At 63.9% G+C, this 20,234-nt stretch carries 19 protein-coding genes; 12 read left to right on the top strand and 7 right to left on the bottom strand.

Annotated features, from left to right (window positions below; all coding sequences use genetic code 11):
- Window positions 1-9 precede the first annotated feature (9 nt).
- Window positions 10-1,131: a M14-type cytosolic carboxypeptidase gene (locus OX460_RS09620; RefSeq protein WP_251350487.1), complete on the bottom strand. Its 1,122-nt coding sequence runs from the start codon at window positions 1,129-1,131 to the stop codon at window positions 10-12.
- A 302-nt stretch (window positions 1,132-1,433) separates the two neighbouring features.
- Here OX460_RS09620 and OX460_RS09625 point away from each other — a divergent pair, with 302 nt between their 5' ends.
- Window positions 1,434-2,096: a TetR/AcrR family transcriptional regulator gene (locus tag OX460_RS09625; RefSeq protein ID WP_289898520.1), complete on the top strand. Its 663-nt coding sequence runs from the start codon at window positions 1,434-1,436 to the stop codon at window positions 2,094-2,096.
- A gap of 96 nt (window positions 2,097-2,192) precedes the next feature.
- Entirely contained in the window at window positions 2,193-2,564 is a 372-nt protein-coding gene (locus tag OX460_RS09630) for a hypothetical protein (RefSeq protein ID WP_289898521.1), read from the top strand.
- Between the two features lie 62 nt (window positions 2,565-2,626).
- On the opposite strand, the gene OX460_RS09635 is transcribed toward OX460_RS09630, so the two are convergent.
- On the bottom strand, window positions 2,627-4,120 hold the full coding sequence (locus OX460_RS09635) for an acetyl-CoA hydrolase/transferase family protein (protein ID WP_289898522.1): 1,494 nt from the start codon (window positions 4,118-4,120) through the stop codon (window positions 2,627-2,629).
- 159 nt (window positions 4,121-4,279) lie between these two features.
- Between OX460_RS09635 and OX460_RS09640 the strand changes: the two genes are divergently transcribed.
- Window positions 4,280-5,173 (top strand): LysR substrate-binding domain-containing protein, encoded by an 894-nt coding sequence (locus OX460_RS09640; protein WP_099667058.1) that lies wholly within the window; start codon window positions 4,280-4,282, stop codon window positions 5,171-5,173.
- A gap of 52 nt (window positions 5,174-5,225) precedes the next feature.
- On the opposite strand, the gene fucP is transcribed toward OX460_RS09640, so the two are convergent.
- Window positions 5,226-6,527 carry an L-fucose:H+ symporter permease gene (gene fucP / locus OX460_RS09645; RefSeq protein ID WP_289898523.1) on the bottom strand — a complete coding sequence of 434 codons (1,302 nt, stop codon included), beginning with the start codon at window positions 6,525-6,527 and terminating at the stop codon, window positions 5,226-5,228.
- Window positions 6,528-6,951: 424 nt separating this feature from the next.
- Here fucP and OX460_RS09650 point away from each other — a divergent pair, with 424 nt between their 5' ends.
- Window positions 6,952-7,185 carry a DUF3563 family protein gene (locus tag OX460_RS09650; RefSeq protein WP_080698581.1) on the top strand — a complete coding sequence of 78 codons (234 nt, stop codon included), beginning with the start codon at window positions 6,952-6,954 and terminating at the stop codon, window positions 7,183-7,185.
- A 99-nt stretch (window positions 7,186-7,284) separates the two neighbouring features.
- Entirely contained in the window at window positions 7,285-7,812 is a 528-nt protein-coding gene (locus OX460_RS09655) for an NADPH-dependent FMN reductase (RefSeq protein WP_289898524.1), read from the top strand.
- Between the two features lie 58 nt (window positions 7,813-7,870).
- Here the strand turns inward: OX460_RS09655 and OX460_RS09660 are convergent, their stop codons facing one another.
- From OX460_RS09660 to OX460_RS09675, 4 genes are all read right to left on the bottom strand, one after another.
- Complete coding sequence (locus OX460_RS09660; protein ID WP_289898525.1) at window positions 7,871-9,577, bottom strand: lactate permease LctP family transporter; 1,707 nt, start codon at window positions 9,575-9,577, stop codon at window positions 7,871-7,873.
- A 96-nt stretch (window positions 9,578-9,673) separates the two neighbouring features.
- A complete protein-coding gene (locus OX460_RS09665) occupies window positions 9,674-11,119 on the bottom strand; it encodes a LutB/LldF family L-lactate oxidation iron-sulfur protein (RefSeq protein WP_289898526.1) in 1,446 nt (481 codons plus the stop codon).
- Complete coding sequence (locus tag OX460_RS09670) at window positions 11,116-11,832, bottom strand: LUD domain-containing protein (protein WP_289898527.1); 717 nt, start codon at window positions 11,830-11,832, stop codon at window positions 11,116-11,118. The genes OX460_RS09665 and OX460_RS09670 overlap by 4 nt, the downstream gene beginning before the upstream one ends.
- Window positions 11,829-12,620: a (Fe-S)-binding protein gene (locus OX460_RS09675; protein ID WP_289898528.1), complete on the bottom strand. Its 792-nt coding sequence runs from the start codon at window positions 12,618-12,620 to the stop codon at window positions 11,829-11,831. The genes OX460_RS09670 and OX460_RS09675 overlap by 4 nt, the downstream gene beginning before the upstream one ends.
- Before the next feature lie 140 nt (window positions 12,621-12,760).
- On the opposite strand from OX460_RS09675, the gene OX460_RS09680 reads away from it, so the two are divergent.
- From OX460_RS09680 to OX460_RS09710, 7 genes are all read left to right on the top strand, one after another.
- A complete protein-coding gene (locus OX460_RS09680) occupies window positions 12,761-13,474 on the top strand; it encodes a FadR/GntR family transcriptional regulator (RefSeq protein ID WP_180278722.1) in 714 nt (237 codons plus the stop codon).
- Window positions 13,475-13,555: 81 nt separating this feature from the next.
- Window positions 13,556-13,969 carry a hypothetical protein gene (locus OX460_RS09685; RefSeq protein ID WP_289898529.1) on the top strand — a complete coding sequence of 138 codons (414 nt, stop codon included), beginning with the start codon at window positions 13,556-13,558 and terminating at the stop codon, window positions 13,967-13,969.
- A gap of 240 nt (window positions 13,970-14,209) precedes the next feature.
- Window positions 14,210-15,004, top strand: a complete 795-nt coding sequence (locus OX460_RS09690) for a TorF family putative porin (RefSeq protein ID WP_289898530.1) — start codon at window positions 14,210-14,212, stop codon at window positions 15,002-15,004.
- 57 nt (window positions 15,005-15,061) lie between these two features.
- A complete protein-coding gene (locus tag OX460_RS09695; protein ID WP_289898531.1) occupies window positions 15,062-17,143 on the top strand; it encodes a methyl-accepting chemotaxis protein in 2,082 nt (693 codons plus the stop codon).
- 343 nt (window positions 17,144-17,486) lie between these two features.
- Window positions 17,487-18,134, top strand: coding sequence for a hypothetical protein (locus tag OX460_RS09700; RefSeq protein ID WP_289898532.1), 648 nt, complete (start codon window positions 17,487-17,489; stop codon window positions 18,132-18,134).
- Between the two features lie 227 nt (window positions 18,135-18,361).
- On the top strand, window positions 18,362-18,991 hold the full coding sequence (locus OX460_RS09705; protein ID WP_289898533.1) for a hypothetical protein: 630 nt from the start codon (window positions 18,362-18,364) through the stop codon (window positions 18,989-18,991).
- A gap of 159 nt (window positions 18,992-19,150) precedes the next feature.
- Entirely contained in the window at window positions 19,151-20,179 is a 1,029-nt protein-coding gene (locus OX460_RS09710) for an acyl-CoA dehydrogenase (RefSeq protein ID WP_289898534.1), read from the top strand.
- Window positions 20,180-20,234 lie beyond the last annotated feature (55 nt).

Genomic DNA, 20,234 nt, shown 5'->3' on the forward strand with positions numbered 1-20,234 from the left:
CAACGCCGTTCAATCCAGCGACAGCAGGATAGGCTGCAGCATGGCCGCGCCCAGGGCCGCGCTGCGCGCACCATTCCAGCCGACGGCCGGATCCGGCAAGTCGGCGTTTTCCTTGAACGGCATTTCCAGGGTCAGCGCCAGGCAGCCGAAGTGGTGGCCGACGTATTTCGATGCCAGGGTCAGCATGTCCGACTTGTACTTGCTGGCCGCATAGCCGAACTTGTCCTGGAAGTCCGGACTGGCCTGCTTGTAGCGCTCGATGAAGGCTTTCTGGTGCGCCGCTTGCGCCGGCGTGAAGTTTTCCAGCATTTCATTGCCGGCCACAAAGTTGTACGGCAGCGCTTCATCGCCGTGGATGTCGAAGAACATGTCGACGCCCGTTTCGTGGATCTTGTTTTTCACGCACAGCACTTCCGGGCTGGACTCCAGCGATGGCGTCATCCATTCACGGTTCAGGTTGGCGCCTGCCGCATTCGTGCGCAGGTTGCCGCGGATGGAGCCGTCCGGGTTCATGTTCGGCACGATGTGGAACACGGCGCGCTGCAAGAGCTTGCGCGCGATCGGGTTGGCGTCGTCGAGCAGCGAGTCGATCAAGCCTTCGACGAACCATTCGGCCATCGATTCGCCCGGATGCTGGCGCGCGATGACCCAGATTTTCTTTTCCGCTTGCGGATTGCCGATGGTCACCATGTTCATGTCGCGGCCGTCGACCGTGCTGCCCAGGTCGGACACGCGCGCCAGCGGATGCTCGGCCACTTCACCCAGCAGGCGCAGATGGCGTTCCCACGAATACGGCTCAAAATACGCGTAGTACACGCTGTCGAGTTCCGGCGTGTGCGAAATCGTCATGACCTGGCCGTCGAACGAGGTCGGCACGCGGAACCAGTTTTCGCTGTCGTAGCTGGCCACGGCCTGGTAGTCTTCATAGCCGGCCGGATAGGTGGCCTGGCCCGCGTTCAGGAAGCGCATCGTGCATGCCTGGCCGCGCGCGCCCTGCAGGCGGAAGTGGAACCACTGGTGGATGTCGGCGTGGCTATCCTTGCGCAAGTTCAGGTCGATGGCGCCGGCACTGGTGGCGCTCACCACGTCGATGGCGCCCGAGTCGAAGTTCTGGCTGATTTTAATGGTCATGTAATGATCCCGTCCGAATGTAAGTGTTCCGGCGTTGCCTCGTGGGCTGGCGCCGTTGCGCTAAAAAACGCAGTGTAAGCTATCCCGCTATTTTCCGCCCTTTGGCACCGTTCGCAAAGCCTGGCCCGGCGTTTTATGCACCAATCCGGGGCATCGATGGAAAAGTGCCGGGCAAAAGCGCGAAAAATCGGTCTGCTGTTGCATCTACCGGACAAAAAACTGCTTTGTAACAGCGGCTGACACATTGGCGCCCGGTCGCCCCCCTATAATTCTTGCTTTCATAGAGTCGCCAGGAAAGAGTCGTGGACAAGAAGTTAACTAACATCCAGGAAAGAAAGTTACGCGAGGCTCAGGCGCGGCGCGAGCACATCATCGACGTCGTCAAAGATCTCATCAAGAAAGGCGGCGCGCGCGCCGTCTCCATCCGCAAGGTAGCCGAGGCGGCCGGTTTTTCCACCACCGTCGTGTACGCCCTGTTCCGCGACAAGGCCACCCTGATCGCCCAGGCCATGGACAAGGATTTGCTGGAACTGGTGCGCGCCATGCGCACGGCGTGCGCCACCAGCGATGATCCGTGGCAGCGCATCGCCCTGGTCGGCCGCGCCTATATCGAGTACGGCTTCCAGCATCCGGACGAGTATTCGCTGATCTTCATGGAATTGCGGCCGCACGCGGAAATCGACGCCGTCGAGGTCGAACACGGCAATATCGAGCAGGATCCGTACGCCTACGCGCTGCACCTGTTTACCGAACTGGCGCAAGCGGGCCAGGTGCGCCAGGACGAGCCGGCGCTGCACACGATGACGCAAATCTTCTGGCAATCGCTGCACGGCCTCGTCTCGCTGCGCATCGTCATGGATGCGGGCGACCCGTGGACGCCGCACCCGGAAATGAACGCGCATATCGACGACTTGCTGGCCGTCGTCACGGCAGGCATCCGTCTGCGCTTTGCACCGGCTTCCTGACGTTTGATCCAGCGCAAACTGCGCCAGCAGAAAAGGCGGACAGTGGAGTGAAGCCGCCTGCGCTGGTGCAGCGCGGCTCGCGCGAAGGAGGGCGAGATGAACGAAGCCTATGCCACGGACCAGCTTGACAAACAGCAAGGCGCGCACAATGCTGTACGCATGGAAGCGCGCCTGACAAAACTGGAAACGGACCGGGAACATGACCGGCTATGGTTCAAGACCCTGGAACAGCGTCTTGGCGACGGCCTCGACAATGTACGTACGGAGTTGCGCGACGAATCGCAGTTGCTGCGCGCCGACCTGACGCAGTTTCGCGGCGACTTGCGCGGCGACTGCCATGCCTTGCGCACGGAACTGGGCGACATCCGCAAGCACATGCACACCCACTTCCTGTGGTTCATGGGCATACAGGCCACCACCACGTTTGCCCTGCTGGGCTTGGGTGCCAAGGCGCTGCATATGTACTAAGCAATAAAAAAGGCAGGCGCGGTGCCGCACTGCCCTGCCTGTCCTGAGGTTAGCGAAGCCTGCTACGCTGCCAGCATGCTCTGCGTTTCCTGGTAGCGCGTATGCCACGACAGCGCCTGCTCCAGGATGTGCGGCGTGTGGCCGCCGCGCTGGCATGCCGCGTCGTAATACGCGCGCAGCTGATCGCGGTAATCGGGATGCGTGCAGCGCTCGATGATCAGCGGCGCCCGTTCGCGCGGCGCCAGACCGCGCAAGTCCGCGTAGCCCCACTCAGTCACCAGCACGTCGACGTCATGCTCCGTATGGTCGACATGCGAGACCATCGGCACGACGCTGGAAATGCGCCCGCCCTTGGCCGCCGATTTCGACACGAACATCGACACTTGCCCATTGCGTGCAAAGTCGCCCGAACCGCCGATGCCGTTCATCATGTGCGTGCCGCACACGTGCGTGGAATTGACGTTGCCGTAGATATCGAACTCGAGCGCCGTGTTCAGGGCGATGATGCCCAGGCGGCGCACGATTTCCGGGTGGTTGCTGATCTCTTGCGGGCGCAGCACGATTTTTGACCGGTAATGGTCGATATTGTCCATCAGCTTTTGATGCACGGCGGCCGACAGGGTGATCGACGAGGCCGAGGCAAACGCCAGCTGGCCCGAGTCGAGCAGCTCGATGGCGCTGTCCTGCAGCACTTCCGAATACATCGTCATATTGCGGAAAGGCGAGCCGATCAGGCCATGCAGCACGGCGTTGGCGATGGTGCCGATGCCCGCCTGCAGGGGCAGCAATTCCGGGCCCATGCGCCCGGCCGCCACTTCGCCTTGCAGGAAGGCGATCACGTGGCCGGCGATCGCTTGCGTTTCCGCGTCGGGCGGCAAGGCGTTCGACGGGCTGTCGGGACTGTCCGTGATGACGATGGCGGCGATGCGGGCCGGGTCGATGGCGATGGCCGTGCTGCCCAGGCGCTGGTCTACGCGCGTGAGGGGAATCGGTTCGCGCCCCGGCAAGGTTTGCGGAATATAAATGTCGTGCAAGCCTTCCAGCGCCAGCGGCGTGGACAGGTTGATTTCAATGATGACCTGTGTGGCCTGCTGGGCGAACGCGGCGGAGTTACCCACCGACATGGTCGGGATGATGGCGCCGGCCGCCGTGATGGCGGTGGCCTCGATGACGGCGATATCGACGGCCGCCAGGTTGCCCGAGCGCAACTGCTCGGCCGTTTCCGACAGATGCTGGTCAATGAACATGACTTCACCGTTGTTGATCTTGCCGCGCAGCACAGGGTCGACCTGGAACGGCATGCGGCGCGCCAGCACGCCCGCTTCGGCCATCAGGCCATCGCTGCCATTGCCCAGCGAAGCGCCCGTGATCAGGGTCAGGCTCAACGGGTCTTGCAGGGCGCGCTCGGCCAGCGCGCGCGGCAGGGCCTTGGCGTCGCCGGCACGGGTAAAGCCGCTCATGCCGACACGCATGCCGTTGTGGAACAATTTGGCTGCCTCATCGGCGCTCATGATTTTGCTGAGCAAGCCTGGGTGGCGGATACGGTCCTCGTACATCGTGATGCTCCTGATATTCTTAATATTCTCAAACTGGATGGCTGTCATACACCAACCCCATAAGTGGATTCAGTATAAAATCCCGCTTACATGCATGGCATGAATTAATTTCGTCACATCCAGTCGATATTTTCATGCCCTGCCAACGCCGAGCCCCTCTTGGATATCCGTTCCCTGCGCTATTTCGTCGAAACCGTGCGCCTGTCGAGCTTTACGCAGGCGGCCGAATCGCTGCACCTGACCCAGTCCACCATCAGCAAGATGGTGCGCCAGCTGGAAGACGAGGTGGGCGCACAATTGCTCGTGCGCGACGGGCGCAAGCTGACCCTGACGGACACGGGCCGCATCGTCTACCAGCACGGCCAGGAAATGCTGGCCAATATGCGCCAGCTGACGCTGGAAGTGCGCGACACGCAGGCCTTGCAGCGCGGCAGCCTGACGGTCGGCATCCCGCCCATGATCAACGTGCTGTTCACGCCCGTATTGAAAGCCTTCCGCGCGCGGTATCCGCACATCAGCCTGACCCTGCAGGAAGACACGGGCCAGCAGATCGAGCGCAAGGTGGCGGGGGGCGAGCTGGAAATCGGCATGACGGTGCTGCCGGCCGACCCGGAGCTCGATCTCGTGGCCGTGGAAGTGGCCAACTACCCGATCTGGGCCCTGGCCGAGCCGGGCACGTTCCAAAAAAAACGCACGACGCTGCCCTTCAAGGCGCTGGCCGACTTGCCGCTGGTGTTATTAAAGGATGATTTCGCGCTCACGCGCAGCCTGCGCCAGCATTTCGCGCAAGCGGGCTTCACGCCGACGATTGCGGCCCAGAGCGGGCAGTGGGACTGGCTGGTGGCGATGGCCTCAGCCGGCCTGGGCGTGGCCCTGCTGCCCGAGCCGTTCATCCACCGCCTGGCCGGCGAACCGTTGGAAGCGGTGCGCATCGTCGAGCCGGAGGTGGCGTGGCAGGTGGCGCACATCTGGAGCGGGCGCTACCTGTCGCACGCGGCGCGCGCCTGGCTCGAAGTGTGCCAGGACGTGCTGGGCACCCAGTTCGCGCACTGACATAAAAAAAGGGTGGCCGAGGCCACCCTTTTGATTGATCGCGCCACCTTGCTTATTTGGCGTCGTCCTTGTACATGCTGGCGTACTTCCAGCCGAAGTACAGAATGAAGGTGTAGCACAGGGCCGGCACGAGGAAGGACAGCTGCAGGTTGATGTGGTCGGCCAGGAAGCCCTGGATGAACGGCACGATGGCGCCGCCGACGATGGCCATGCACAGGATGCCCGAACCTTGACCCGTTTGCGCGCCCAGCTTGTTCAGCGCCATGCTGAAGATGGTCGGGAACATGATGGAGTTGAACAGGCCCACGGCGATCAATGCCCACATGGCCGTGTGACCACTGGAGAACACGGCGACGAGGATCAGCGCGATGACGACGGCGGCGTTGAAGGCCAGGGTCTTGCCCGGGCTGACATAGCGCATCACGGCAAAGCCGACGAAGCGGCCCAGCATGGCGCCACCCCAGTAATAGCTGACGAAATACGCGGCGTCGGCGTGGCTGAGGCCAGCGATATGGCTCTCGCCCAGGAAGTTGATCAGGAAGCTGCCGATGCTCACTTCACCGCCCACATACAGGAAGATGGCCAGCGCGCCCAGCACAAGGTGGCGGTGCGACCAGATCGAGACCTTGTGGCCATCCTGCGCCACGGCGGCCGCATCGTCGGCATGCGAAATCTTCGGCAATTTCGCCAGCGCGAACAGCACGGCCAGGATCACCAGGGTGGCGGCCAGCACCAGGTACGGGCCTTGCACGGACGCGGCTTCCTTGGCGCGGTAAGCCAGTTGTTCGGCCGCCGGCAGCAGGTCGAACTGCTGTACCGTCAGGACCGTGCCCGACAGGATCAGCATGCCGCCCAGCGCAGGCGCCACGGTAGTGCCCAGCGCGTTGAACGCCTGCGTCAGGGTCAGGCGGCTCGACGCCGTCTGCGGGTCGCCCAGTTCCGTCACATACGGATTGGCCGCCACCTGCAGCACGGTGATGCCGGCCGCCAGGATGAAGAAGGACAGCAGGAACAGCGCATAGCTGCCGGTGGACGCCGGGTAGAACATGGCGCAGCCGGCGGCCGCGATCAGCAGCCCGGCGACGACGCCGCGCTGGTAGCCGATTTTCTTGATCAGCATGCCGGCCGGCAGCGAAACGATGGCGTAGGCGCCGAAGAAGCAGAATTGCACCAGCATCGCCTGGACATACGTCAAGGTGTAGATCGAGCGCAGATGGGGAATCAGCACATCATTGAGCGAGGTCAGCAATCCCCACATGAAAAACAGCACCGTGACAATGATCAGGGCGCCTGTATTGTTTTGCGTGCCGGCCCGTGCGGACGGTACGCCCTGGCCTTGCTTTACGTATTCCATACCTTCTCCATTTTTCAATTCCAAGTTGATCGCGCCAGGCATGGAAGCGTTTCCACCCGGGCAGCGCCAGGACGCGCAAGCGCCACGCAGATATCAGCGTGAGCCATGACTGCCATCAGCGATACGGGGCAGGTATGGCATCACGCGCGTGCGGCCGACCGTTTCTCGTCAGAACGATGTCTTGTGGGCGCGGCACGCCTGCGGGCTGCGTCTGAAAACAACATCCTGGACAAAAACGTCTTGTAGTAAAACTACGATCCTGCGCCGGCATTATGCCTTAAAGCCCCGTATTGCGCAGCTTTCCCGCCTGTTATTTAAAAAATGAATAGCTGACATTTGAAATCAAAAGTAGCCTTATAACTTGGAATCGCTATACTTATATTGCAGTGCAGCACAACGCGGCACGCCACTCAAGGAGTCTGCCATGTCTACCGCATTTACTTACCACACCACGCAAAACAGCAATATCGTCGCCACCCTGGTCCACGCCGCCAAGCGCGTCGGTGCCTGGCTGAACCAAAGCAGCGACCGCCGCGAACGCGCTTATGAAGAAGCCTACCTGGCCGAATCGACCGACCGCTACGACCTGGAATACCGCATGCGCGAACTGGCCCGCGCCAACCCGCAGCCAAGCTGGATGAGCGGCCTGAGCCGTTAATCAGTACTGCAGCACGCAGCCCATCATCGGCTGTGGCAACAACGATAGCGCCATCCTGCTCGCCTTGCGCTTGAGCACAGGATGGGCTATACAGGCGGGATGCAAACGCCCATTATCATCCTCGCCATCGCCGGCAGCCTGCGCGCCGCCTCGCTGAACACCGCCCTGCTGCACGCCATCGCAGGGCTTGCCCCAGCGCTATTCGAGATCCGCATCTATCCCGGACTCGGTGAATTACCCCTGTTCAATCCCGACCTCGATGCCGACAGCCTGCCGGCCGTGACGGCCCTGCGCGACGCCATCCTGGCGGCCGACGTGCTGATGCTGGCCAGCCCCGAATATGCGCACGGCGTGAGCGGCCCCATGAAAAATGCGCTGGACTGGATGGTGGGAAATGAATCGTTCATCGACAAGCCGCTGGTGCTGCTGAACGCCTCGCCGCGCGCCACGCATGCGCAGGCGGCCTTGCGCGAAACGGTATGCACCATGTCGGCGCGGCTGATCGACGAAGCCTGCATCAGCCTGCCCCTGCTGGGGTCGGGTCTCGATGCGGAGGGGATCGCCGCGGACCCGGCATTGCGCCGGGCCATCCTCGATATGCTGCAGTGCATCAGGTTATTTTCATGACCATCTGCACGTTTTACTATCAATTCATCTAGTTTTACTACGTATTTCTACGGATCGCTCAATGCGGGATCATGCCCGTGAACACGTACGCCTGCAGCATGGTGATGATGCCGATGATGACGGCAAACAACAGACTGTGCTTCAAGGTAAAGCGGAACAGGTCCGATTCCTTGCCCACCAGGCCAGTCGCGGCGCAGGCGACGGCGATCGACTGGGGCGAGATCATCTTGCCCGTCACGCCGCCAGTCGTATTGGCCGCCACCAGCAAGGTGTCGGACACGCCGATCTGGTGCGCCGTCGTGTTTTGCAGGGAGCAGAACAAGGCATTCGACGACGTATCGGACCCCGTCAGGAACACCCCCAGCCAGCCCAGGAACGGCGAGAAGAACGGAAAGGCGGCGCCGCTGCCGGCCAGCAGCAGGGCCAGGGTGGACGACATGCCCGAATAGTTGGCAACGAAGGCAAACGCCAGCACCAGGCCGATCGACAGCACGGGACGGCGCAATTCCACGAGCGTTTCCACGAAGGCCTTGATGCCATCGCGCGGCTTCATGCGCAGCATCCACATCGACAGCACGGCCGTCAGCAAGATCGCCGTGCCCACGGCCGACAGCAGGTCAAGCTTGAAGACGGCGTCATACGCTTTCGGCTCCGCCACGATGGGCATCGTCTTGATCACCAGTTTATCGAGGTAAGGCACGTGGATCTTGACGACCAGACTGGACAACGCGCCGCCGGCGGCGAACAGGGACTTGAAGCCGGGCAGGCTCCAGACGGTGACGATGGCCGTCAGCAAGCCGAACGGCGCCCAGGCGCGCGCCGTCTGCGCCAAGGTGTAGGGCGAGGCGGCGCGGCTGCCGCTGCCGCGCAAGTCCGCATTGCCTGCCCCGCCGCCAAAACCGGACAGCGCGGCGACGCCGCCACCGACGGCGTTGACCACCTTGGCATTCTTCGGCTGCCACACTTTCAGGAACAGGGTCAGCGACACCAGGCTGACGAGGGCCGAGGTGATGTCCGGCAGCTCCGGCCCGATATGGTTCGACGTGAAATACTGGGTGACGGCAAAGCTGGCGCCCGTTACCAGGGCAGCCGGCCACACTTCGCGCACGCCGCGCACGCCATCCATCATGAAGACCAGCCAGAAAGGCACGGCCAGCGACAGCAGCGGCAACTGGCGGCCCGCCATGGCGCCGATCAGGAACGGGTCGATGCCCGTCACCTGGCCCGCCACGATGATGGGGATGCCCATGGCGCCAAAGGCCACGGGCGCCGTATTGGCGATCAGGCAAAGGCCCGCCGCATACAGCGGGTTGAAGCCCAGGCCCACCAGCAGGGCCGAGGTAATCGCCACGGGCGCGCCGAAACCGGCCGCCCCTTCCAGGAAGGCGCCGAAGGCAAAGCCGATCAACAGCACCTGCAGGCGCTGGTCGTCCGTGACCGACAGCACCGAGGCGCGGATGATCTCGATCTGCCCCGTTTTCACGACGATCTTGTACAGGAAGACGGCCGTGACGATGATCCAGGCAATCGGCCACAAACCATACGCAAAACCATAACCGGCCGCCGCCAGCGCCTGCGGCACGGGCATGCCGTACGCAAAAATCGCCACGGCCAGCGCCAGCGCCAGGGTGACGGCGGCCGCCACGTGGCCCTTGATGCGCAGCGCGGCCAGGGCGATGAAGAAGAAAATGATGGGAACGGCTGCCGCCAGGGACGACAGCCACAGGCTGCCGAGCGGTGTATAAAGTTGGGTCCAGGTTTGCATGTCGGGTCTCCTCCGGTGGATGCGGGTTGATTGAAAAAACGGCTTTTGATGTAATTGTGTGTAGCGTGTTTTTTGCGGTGCTTCGGTGCTGCCGGGCTATTCCTCCTGCCCGCGCGCATTGAGCAAGTCGGCCAGGCTGCGCGGCGCCGGCGTCAATGGCTTGCGGTGCTGCGTCCAGCCCAGTTGCTTGCCCGGCGTCAGTGCGCGCAGCCGCGTGGCGGCCCAGCGGAACAGGCGATAACTGATTGGGCGCGCGAAGGCGCCGCTCCAGAAGCGCCAGACCAGGCTTTCGCCGCGGCTGAACTTGGCCCCCTGGCCGCGCAGCGGATGCGCCACCTGCTCGCCGGGATTGCGATTGGCCTCCGTGCGCAGGCGCACCAGCAGTTGCGGGATCGGGATGCGCACGGGGCACACTTCGCCGCAGGCGCCGCACAGGCTCGATGCGGTGGCCAGGTCGGCCGTCGCAGCTAGTCCCAGCAAGTGGGGCGAGATGATCTTTCCGATCGGCCCCGGATACGTGGTGCCGTAGGCGTGGCCGCCGATGCGCGTGTAGACGGGGCAGTGGTTCATGCAGGCGCCGCAGCGTATGCATTGCAGGGTGGCGCGCAGCTGCTCGTCGGCGTAGGCCTGACTGCGGCCGTTGTCGAGCAAGACCAGGTGCACTTCGCGCGGTCCATCCTGTTCACCGGCGCGGCGCGGGCCGGAAATCAGGTTGAAATACGTGGTGATGGCCTGCCCCGTGGCCGAGCGCGTCAAGAGGCTCGCCAGCGGCACGATGTGTTCGAGCTTGGCCACCACTTTTTCCATGCCCATGATGGCGATGTGGATCTCCGGCACGGACGTCGTCAGCCGGCCATTGCCTTCGTTTTCCACCAGCCACAGGGTGCCCGTGTCGGCCGCCGCGAAGTTCACGCCCGACAGCCCGATATCGGCCTCGACGAAGGCCTGGCGCAGCGCGCGCCGCCCCGTCTGAATCAGGCTGTCGACGTCTTCCGTGTAGGGCGCGTCGGGAATGTGCTCGGCGAACAGGCCGGCGATGTCGGCCTTGGTCTTGTGAATGGCCGGCATGACGATGTGCGACGGCTTTTCGCCGGCCAGCTGCACGATGTACTCGCCCATGTCCGACTCCAGGCAGGTCATGCCGCGCGCTTCCAGGTAGTGATTGAGCTCGATTTCCTCGCTGGCCATCGACTTGCCCTTGATGAAGCGCGTCGCCTTGGCCTTTTGCGCGATGGCGTGGATGATGGCGTTGGCCTGCTCGCCATCCTCGGCCCAGTGCACCTGCACACCGGCCGCCGTCAGCTTGTCTTCCAGCTGCACCAGCAAGTCGGGCAGGCGCGCCAGCGCGTGCCGGCGCACGGCTTCGCCGAGGTCGCGCAGGCGTTCCAGCTCGTCGCCGTCGGGGAACTGCGCCGTGCGCTTGTCCTGCAAAAAATCCATGGCGCCGCGAAAGCTCTGACGCAGCTTCGGGTCGTCCAGCGCGGCGCGGGCGCGCGCATGAAAGTCCGCCGGCTTGACGAATTGCAGTGGCTTGGCGTTCATGGCTGGCCTCCTTCACGGGCTGGCAAGTCATCGACGATCAGCACCCACAGCCAGCGCGGGCCATGCGCGCCATAGGCGAGGGTTTGCTGGATGTCGGACGTTTTCGAGGGACCCGACACCAGCACCAGGTTCGATGGCATGCCGTCCGCCCAGCGTTCGGCGCGCGCCGCCGCATGCAAGTCCGCATGCAGGGTGCTCGCATACACGAGGCAAATGTGCAGCGGCGGCGCCAGCGACACCGTGCGCGGCGTGGCCGCGTCGGGCGCGATGACCAGGGTGCCCGTGGCGGCGATGCCGGAACGGGCGACAGTGAAACCCGCGTCGACGGTGTCGAACAATTCGCCCTTCCACTGCGCCAGCGGACGCTCGAAAGACAGCGCGGCCACGCCGTCCGGCAAGGCGGCCAGCAAGGCCAGTCCTTCCCTGCTATCGGCATCCATCAGCAAACGGCACACGCCATGCGCACCGAGGCGCTGCGCCAGCAGGGCGGACCAGGCATCGCCGCGCACGCAATCGACTTCCGCATGCGCGGCGCGCAGGGCTGCCTGCAGGGCGGCGATCCGGCCCCGTGGCGACAGCGGCGCTTGCGCGCGGCGCGCCAGGTAGTGCTGGTCGATGGCCGTCTCGATGACGTCCACCGCCTCGGGCGTGGACGGCGCGGCGGCGCGCAGGCGTCCCAGCATGCGTTCGCGGGCAGTCAGGGCGGCGCTCATGCTTCGCCTCCCGTGCGGCGCCACAAAAAGCTGGCCAGGTGTTCGACGGGCAGCGGCGCGCCCTGGTGTTGCGCGGCGTGGCCGATATTGAGCAGGCAGCCGCAGTCGGCCGAGACGAGCCGGTCGCAGCCCGTGGCGCAGGCCGAGGCGATCTTGTCGCTGACCATGGCGCCGGAAATATCCGGGTGCTTCAGTGAAAACGTGCCGCCGAAGCCGCAGCATTCCGATTCGCGCTGGTGTTCGATGCGCGTCACGCCGGGCAAGGCGTCAACCAGGGCCACGCCGTGCACCCGCGTGCCCATTTCGCGGCGCGCGCCGCACGAGGTGTGCAGCACCACGCTTTCCTGCGCCTGCCCTGCGCCGGCCAGGCCCGCCAGGTCGAGTTGCAGCACGCAGACGAGAAATTCGCTCAGTTCATACACGCGTTCGGCAAGTTCGGCCGCCTTGGGGCCGGCGACGGGGTCGTCCTGGAACAGCTGCGGCCAGTGGTGGCGCATCATGCCGGCGCAGGAGCCGGACGGCACGATCACGGGCCATGGCTGCGCGAACAGGTCGAGCTGGGCGCGGGCCACGGCGCGCGCCTGTTCCGGGTTGCCGCTGCTGTAGGCGGGCTGGCCGCAGCAGCTCTGGCCGCGCGGATAATGCACCAGCAAGCCTTCCCGCTCCAGCAGGCGCACCGCGTCGAGCCCCGCCTGCGGCACGAACAGGTCGACCAGGCAGGTGGCGAACAGGTACACCTGGAGCGGTGCGGGTGGATAGCGGCGTGGCTGGCGCGGATCTGGCTGCATGAGTGTGTCTCCCCGGCGCTCTGTGTGTTGCTGCGGCGCCGCTGTGTGTTGTTAAGAATGACTGGTTCACGCATAATTCCAGCTTCCGCAAGCCACTTCAAATTGCTCGGACCACTTTAAAACAACACCGGAAGACATCGATGGCGACAGGCATGCAAACGCGGGGCAGGGTCGAGATGGTGATGCGCAGGCTGGAAACCGCCCTGCTGGACGGCAGCTTGCCGGCGGGCGCGCAGTTGCCGGCCGAACGCCTGCTGGCGCAGCAATATGCCGTCTCGCGCAACACCGTGCGCGAAGCGGTGCAGCGGCTGGCGGCACGGGGCCTGGTGCGCAGCCGGCGCGGCGCCGGCGTGTTCGTGACGGATCAGCTGCGCACGGGCATGGCGTCGCCGTGGAGCCAGCTGGTGGCCGACCACCCCGCCCTGCGCGACGACATCCTGGAATTTCGCCGCGTGCTGGAGGGGGCGACGGCCTACTTTGCGGCGCAGCGGGCCAGCGTGGACGAGCGCGCGCAAATCATGGCCCTGCTGGCCGAACTGGAACAGGCGCGCGCCAGCGACGACAAGCACGGCGAGGCGCAGGCCGATGCGCGCCTGCATGAAGTCATCGCGCAAGCGTCGCACAACACCATGTTTCTGCACTTGCACACCAGCATCATCGGCATGCTGCGCGAACACATCACCATCAATGGCACGGGCTTGCGCCAGCAGGACGAGGCCACTTCGCTGCAACTGCTGTCGCAGCACCGCACCCTGTGCGAGGCCATCTGCGCCAGCCAGCCCGAAGAGGCGCGCACGGCCATGCAAGGCCACATCGATTTCGTGCGCACGCGCGTCACCAGCGATGACGATTGAGGCCACTGGTAGGACCAGTACAGGAGCACGGCGGCCGCAAAAACTGCTACCATCGCGCGCCGCCACTCCTTTCGTCCGCCCATGACCGTCCTTAGCCACACTCATCCGCTGGTACTGCAGCTGGAAAACGACTTGCTGCCCCTGTTTCGCGCCGCCCTGCCGTCACTGGCTGCCGCCGCGCCGCAGGTGCTCGCCTCCGTCTTCGCCTTTTCCAGCGGCACGGCGAGCGCCTTCCAGGATTATCATTTCGGCATTTCCTGCCTGCTCGCGGACGTGCCCGAGGATGCGCCGGAAGAAGTCGCGCTGCTGGTCAGCGTCACGGGACTCGACGCCGGCGCCCGGCTCAGCGCACAGGTCGTCTGGGGCCAGCCCTCGGGCCGGGTGGAAATGCAGGTCGGGCTGGACGCCGACAGCCTGCAAGCCTTGCATGCGGCCCTGCCAGGCTTGCTGGCCGGCTTGCAACAGGCCGCCAGCCGGGGCAGGCCGGAAATGTGACAGGAGCATGAAAAAGTGCCAGGAAACAACAACTTACGATTTCCGTAGCGCAACTTTATTGACTTCCACTAGCCCTAGCCCCTATCCTTTCAGTTACGTTTGGTGAGAATGTGTGCATGTTCAGGCGAGCATGCAAACGGCCTCGCCCTGCCTTCACAAAAGTCCATTCCGCATTTTTATTGCAACCATCAGGGCAACGCGCCTGGACGGCCGCTGCCGGCAAATACGGAGCTGACTGCCATGCCATCGCACCACCATTTCCCCGGATCATCCTTGCTGGGCTGCGCCTTCCTGCTGGCGGCCGCCCTGCCCGTGCAAGCCCAGACCACGGACGGCACTGGCGCCACCTTCAGCGCCAATGCCAGCCTCACTTCGCAATACATTTCGCGCGGCTTCCGCCAGACCTGGGGCAAGCCGGCCCTGCAGGCGGGCGTCGATTACGCGCACCCGAGCGGCTGGTCGCTGGGCACCTGGGCTTCCACCGTCAGCGACCGCTATATCCAGGATGCAAGCGTCGAATGGGATCTGTACGGCGGCTACGGCGGCACGGTGGGCGAGCTGGGCTACAGCGTGCTCGCGTATTACTACAAGTATCCGGGCGCCGTGTACCGCGCCACAGGCGTCAGGTACGACTATGGCGAACTGTCGCTGGGCCTGACCTACCGCATGCTGTACGCCAAATACAACCATACCGTCACGCGGGACTTCTTCGGCATCACGCATGCGCGCGGCACGGGCTACCTGGACGTGGGCGCGAATGTCGACCTGGGCAATGCCTGGACCTTGAACCTGCACGCCGGCAATGGCCGCGTGGCGGGCACGGGCAATGCCATGTGGAACTGGCGCGATGCCAAGGTGGGCGTCACCCGGATCTTCGACGGCGGCTGGAGCCTGAGTGGCGCCGTGACGCGCGCCTGGGGCGCCACCGACGCCTACGACCATTACACGCTGGGCATCCCGAATGCGGCTGGCCAGTTCGACACCTCGAACCCGGCCGCGGCCACCTTCGTGCTGGCCGTCAGCAAGACTTTCTAGGCGCGCTACCCGCGACGCCCGAGACACCGATATCCCTCCCCATCAAGGAACAGCCTCATGCAACTATCACTGAACAGTAAAATCTGCGTCGCCGCCACCGCGCTCGCCATCCTCAGCCTCGGCGTCACGGCGGCCGTGATCGGCTACAAGAGCAGCGCCAGCGCCGAGGCGGCTGCTTTGGAACTGGCGCGCACGTCGGCACGCGAAGTGGCCGGTGCGCTGCAGGCGCGCATCGCCAGCAACCTGTCGAGCGTTTCCAGCCTGGCCGGCGCCATGCGCGGCACCAAGGGCGCGAATTTGCCCCTGCAGCGCGAGCAGATCAATGAACTGACCAAGGCGACGTTGACCAGCTCGGAAGACTTGCTGGGCTCGGCCGTGACGTGGGAGCCGAATGCGCTCGACGGCAAGGATGCGGAGTTTGCCAACCAGAAACCGAACTACGACGCCAGCGGCCGCTTCATGCCCTACTGGACACGGGGCGCCGGCGGCAAGCTGCAAGTCGAACCCATCGTCTTCGACCCGAAAGCGGGCGCCAACGACTGGTACGACGTGCCCAAGCGCACCGGCAAGACTTACTTTACGGAACCGTATATCTATCCCGTCGACGGCAAGGATGTGCTGATGGCTTCGCTGGTGGCGCCCATCATGATCGACGGCAGCTTCAAGGGCACGGCCAGCGCCGACTTCATGCTCACGCGCCTGGCGAAAATCCTCGCCGACCTGAAAGTGATCGAGGGCGGCAAACTGGCCCTGATCTCGAACGGCGGCCTGTACGCCAGCCACCCCGAACCTGCACGGCTGGGCAAGAAGGCGGACGACGTGCCGGCCGCCGGCCTGGAAAAGGTGCGCCAGGGCCAGGCGTATGAATACGAGGACGACAAGGGCTACATCCACTTGCTGCAGCCGCTGCAGATCCACCCCGACATCGCGCCGTGGAGCGTGGAACTGAATTTCCCGAAAAGCGTGGCCACCGCCTCGGCGCGCGACCTGATGGTCTACACGCTGATCGTTGCCCTGCTGTGCGCGGCAGCCACGGCCGGCATTCTGATTCTCGTCGTCAACCAGCTGACGCGCCCGCTGCGCACTCTGGGCCGCACCATGACGGACCTGTCCAGCGGCGACGCCGACCTGCGCGTCAAGCTGGAAGTCAAGGGCACCGACGAGCTGGCCGTCATCGGCAAGGGTTTCAACGCCTTCGTGGAAAAGATCCACGCCGTGCTGCTGCAAGTGCAAGCCAGTGCCGACAACGTGGCGCGCGCCAGCGCGGAAATTGCGCAAGGCAATAACGATCTGTCGGCCCGCACGGAACAGCAAGCCAGCTCGCTGGAAGAGACGGCTGCCTCCGTGGAAGAACTGACGGGCACCGTCAAGGAAAATGCCGACCATGCGCGCCAGGCGAATCAACTGGCTGCTTCCGCATCGAGTGTGGCACAGAAGAGCGGCGAAGTGGTCGGCAAAGTCATAGAAACCATGACGTCGATCAATGACTCGTCGAACAAGATCGTCGACATCATCAGCGTCATCGACGGCATCGCCTTCCAGACGAATATCCTGGCGCTGAACGCGGCCGTGGAAGCGGCGCGCGCGGGCGAACAGGGGCGCGGTTTCGCCGTCGTCGCCACGGAAGTGCGCAACCTGGCGCAGCGCTCCGCGGCGGCAGCGAAGGAAATCAAGCTGCTGATCGACGATTCCGTGGGCAAGGTGGCCGTCGGCAGCAAGCTTGTCGATGAGGCGGGCGCCACCATGGAACAGGTGGTCGACAGCGTGCGCAAGGTCACCGCCATCATGGCCGACATCAGCGTCGCCACCACCGAGCAAAGCGACGGCATCGCCCAGGTCAACCAGGCGCTGGCGCAGATGGATGGCGTGACGCAGCAAAACGCGGCCCTCGTCGAGGAAGCGGCGGCGGCCGCCGAAAGCCTGCAAGACCAGGCCAGCCATCTGGCCGAGGTGGTCAGCGTGTTCAAGCTGGGCGAGCAGGCGCGCCAGGCAGCGTCGACAGCAACGCCGGCGGCAGCGCCGCGCGCCGTGACGCCCAAAACAGCCGCGCCAGCCAAACGCCTGAGTGTTGCCAAGCCGCAAGCAGCACAGCATGCGCCAGCCAAGGCGCCGGCAGGCGATGACTGGGAAGAGTTTTAAGCCGGCCATTTCCGGCGGCGGCCGGCGCCAGATTCAGGCGCCGGCACGAATTTCATAAACGGCCAACTCAATACCTGCCTCGCGCCGGATTCGGCGTGGCACCCGCCTGTTTCTCCTCGGCGCCATTGAATGGCCGCACGTGAGATTACCTTTCTTTATTTCCCGCCACATCAGCACCAGGAGAATGTTCTACCGCTCCTGCCGGAATTTATCCGATGACCATTTTCAATACCGGCATTGCGGCCAATTTCAAATTTCACAAAAATAAGATACGCATGTACTTTATAATATCGCCGCGTATACGGCACGCTTCCAGCCGGTTGAAGATTTACAGGAATGACGGATGAAAAAAGTATTGGCTTTATTAATAGTATCGGGCACAGTGGTATTGACTGGTTGCGGTGGTGGCGGAAACAGTAGTGCTAACGGCAATGCAGACGTTGCGGTCCCGCCAGTGGTGGTAGCGCCTCCGCCTCCTCCCGCACTGGCCGCCTATGTTGGCACCTGGACTCCCGCATGTAACGACTCTTTCCGCCAGCGCCTCGTCGTCGCCCTCAAGAACGATGGCAGCGGCGCCCTGGAAATATCGACTTACGATGAAACCTTCAGCACTGCCGATTGCAGCGGCCCCGTGCAATTTACGGAAACCACGAGTGAAAAGATTACCGCGACGCCGGATGGCGCAGGCAATATCCAGCTCAAACTGACGGCGGACAGCCCTGCCACGGACATCCGCATCGACAAGGTCGTATCGTCGCTGCCAGCCCACAGCATCCAGATTACGGGCCCGGCCGTCACCACGGTAATGGTCGATGGCAAACCCCGTTGGCGCATCACTGATGGCAGTGGCGACACCACGGACATCCCGGATACCGGCATACAACAGGCAGTAAGTGGCAACGGCGGCTTTTATTTGCGCGGTAATGAATTGTTTACCGTGATGCAAAAAGACGGTGCTTATGTGCTCGATATGCACTATGTAAAACAATAAATCAGTCAGCAATCAGCCAATAATCAGCCATTGCGTCACGTGAGCGGCGCAATGCGCACCAGTTACACCACATCCTCCCTTCATTCCCGCAAACCATTTCAGCGGATTGCCGCGACATGATCCAAATCAAGTCAGCGATAGATTCGGTGAGAATTCCTTCCTATTAATAATCCTATAATCAGGCCGCGTTGACGGCACGCACCGCTGCCGGATGAAAAGGACTCTGAATGAAAAAATTATTGGCAGTATTGGTCGGCTCGGCCGCGGCACTCCTGACCGGCTGCGGTGGCGGCGGTGGGGGTAGTTCGGCGCAGCAGCTTGCCGGCGATTCCGGTTCCACCTCGCCACTGGCCGCATATCTTGGCACGTGGCAATCGGCGTGTGACAATCACGACCGGCAAGTGCTCGTCGTCGCGCTCAAGAGCGACGGCAGCGGTTCGTTGGAACTGACGCCGACCGGCGAAACCTACTTCAAGGCCGATTGCACCGGCCCCGTGGTCGCGACGGACGGCATGAGCGCGAAAATCACCGGCAAGCCGGACGGTACAGCCGACATGCCGATCAAGCTGGCGGAAAATGCCGCGGCAACGAACTTGCGCGTCGACAAGTTCACCTCGTCGGTGCCGGCCTATACCTTCCAGCGCAGCGGCGCCACCGTGCAATATGTATTGCGCGATGGCAAACAGCAATGGTGCGTCAAGGTGGACAATGGCGAATCGTGCATGTGGGATGAGGGCATGCACGCGGCGCTGAGCGTCCCCGGCGGCCTGTCCTTGCGCGGCAACGACCTGTACTCGGTGGTGCTGGACCCGGAAAAGGGCGTGTATGTCCTGGACGTGCACTACGTGAAAAAATAAGCGCGTGATCAGCTGCAGGGCCGCCCGGCCCTGCACTTGCCACGGTGCATCTTCTCGCCCGCCGCTTCATGGACTCGCAAGCGTGAGCAGGAGTCTGTGTAAAATCAAACAGACATTGCAAAAATAAAAAGCTATCCTGTAGAAAAACAGGAGCTTGCCATGTCACACCATGCCTTTCCCCTGCCCTCCCACGCTGCACTGGACGCCCTGCTGCAGCCCCAGGACAGCGCTTTCCACCCCATCGAAGGCTTGCGGCGCTTGCGCGACGCGGGACTGGACCAGCTGCCCCTGCCCGGCCACGGCGCCACCCTGCAGCGCTGGCAAATGCTGGCCGCCATCGCCGCCGTCGACCTCTCCCTGCTCAAGCTGTATGAAGGCCATACCGATGCGCTCGCCATCCTGGCGGAAATCGGCGGCTCCGGCGTGCCGGCCGGCAGCAGCTGGGGCGTCTGGTGCGCGGACCTGCCGGGCGCGCGCGTCCGCTTGCGGCAAACGGCCGAGGGCCGCCATGTGCTCGACGGACGCAAGGCCTGGTGTGCCGGGGCGAGGGGCCTCAGCCATGCTTTGGTCAGCTGCTGGAACGACGCTGGCCAGGCTTGCCTGGCCTCGGTGCCCCTGTCGCAGCCCGGCGTGCACGTCACGGACGAAGGCTGGCAAGCCGTCGGCATGCATGCCTGCGCCAGCGTCGACGTGACTTTTTCTGCCGCGCGCGCCTTTCCCGTGGGCGCGCCGGGTGCCTATCTGCAGCGGCCCGGCTACTGGCATGGCAGCGCGGGCATCGCGGCCGCCTGGTATGGCGCGGCCTGCGCCGTCGCCAGCCACCTGCATGCGCGCGCGCAACACGCCGCCCCCGACCCCGTCCGCCTGGCGCAGCTGGGACAAATCGATTGCGTCTTGCGCGCCACCGGCGCCCTGCTGCGCGAAGGCGCCGCCGACATCGACCTGCACCCGCAACGCGACGCCATGGGACTGGCCCTGCGCCTGCGCCTGGCAACGGAAGATGCCGCCACCCTGGTCTTGCACCTGGCCACGCGGGCGCTGGGCGCTGGCCCCCTGTGCCGCGATGCCCGTTTCGCCCGCCTGGCTGCCGACCTGCCCGTGTACCTGCGCCAGAGCCACGCGGAACGCGACCAGTCCGTGCTGGGCGGCATCGTCGCCGGCGCAGAAGACCATCCTTGGTCGCTGTGACAAAAAAAATCGCCGGACCGGATGGACTCCGGGCCGGCGATCAGGACTAGCCTGA

This window comes from Janthinobacterium sp. SUN033 (assembly GCF_030397595.1).
GTDB lineage: Bacteria > Pseudomonadota > Gammaproteobacteria > Burkholderiales > Burkholderiaceae_D > Janthinobacterium > Janthinobacterium kumbetense.

Coding starts and splice junctions, on each gene's coding strand:
- OX460_RS09655 (WP_289898524.1), top strand. CDS start 7,285: ATGCAAACGCCCATTATCATCCTCGCCATCGCCGGCAGCCTGCGCGCC.
- OX460_RS09685 (WP_289898529.1), top strand. CDS start 13,556: ATGACCGTCCTTAGCCACACTCATCCGCTGGTACTGCAGCTGGAAAAC.
- OX460_RS09635 (WP_289898522.1), bottom strand. CDS start 4,120: ATGTACGAGGACCGTATCCGCCACCCAGGCTTGCTCAGCAAAATCATG.
- OX460_RS09650 (WP_080698581.1), top strand. CDS start 6,952: ATGTCTACCGCATTTACTTACCACACCACGCAAAACAGCAATATCGTC.
- OX460_RS09705 (WP_289898533.1), top strand. CDS start 18,362: ATGAAAAAATTATTGGCAGTATTGGTCGGCTCGGCCGCGGCACTCCTG.
- fucP (WP_289898523.1), bottom strand. CDS start 6,527: ATGGAATACGTAAAGCAAGGCCAGGGCGTACCGTCCGCACGGGCCGGC.
- OX460_RS09670 (WP_289898527.1), bottom strand. CDS start 11,832: ATGAGCGCCGCCCTGACTGCCCGCGAACGCATGCTGGGACGCCTGCGC.
- OX460_RS09665 (WP_289898526.1), bottom strand. CDS start 11,119: ATGAACGCCAAGCCACTGCAATTCGTCAAGCCGGCGGACTTTCATGCG.
- OX460_RS09700 (WP_289898532.1), top strand. CDS start 17,487: ATGAAAAAAGTATTGGCTTTATTAATAGTATCGGGCACAGTGGTATTG.
- OX460_RS09620 (WP_251350487.1), bottom strand. CDS start 1,131: ATGACCATTAAAATCAGCCAGAACTTCGACTCGGGCGCCATCGACGTG.
- OX460_RS09680 (WP_180278722.1), top strand. CDS start 12,761: ATGGCGACAGGCATGCAAACGCGGGGCAGGGTCGAGATGGTGATGCGC.
- OX460_RS09660 (WP_289898525.1), bottom strand. CDS start 9,577: ATGCAAACCTGGACCCAACTTTATACACCGCTCGGCAGCCTGTGGCTG.
- OX460_RS09690 (WP_289898530.1), top strand. CDS start 14,210: ATGCCATCGCACCACCATTTCCCCGGATCATCCTTGCTGGGCTGCGCC.
- OX460_RS09675 (WP_289898528.1), bottom strand. CDS start 12,620: ATGCAGCCAGATCCGCGCCAGCCACGCCGCTATCCACCCGCACCGCTC.
- OX460_RS09695 (WP_289898531.1), top strand. CDS start 15,062: ATGCAACTATCACTGAACAGTAAAATCTGCGTCGCCGCCACCGCGCTC.
- OX460_RS09630 (WP_289898521.1), top strand. CDS start 2,193: ATGAACGAAGCCTATGCCACGGACCAGCTTGACAAACAGCAAGGCGCG.
- OX460_RS09710 (WP_289898534.1), top strand. CDS start 19,151: ATGTCACACCATGCCTTTCCCCTGCCCTCCCACGCTGCACTGGACGCC.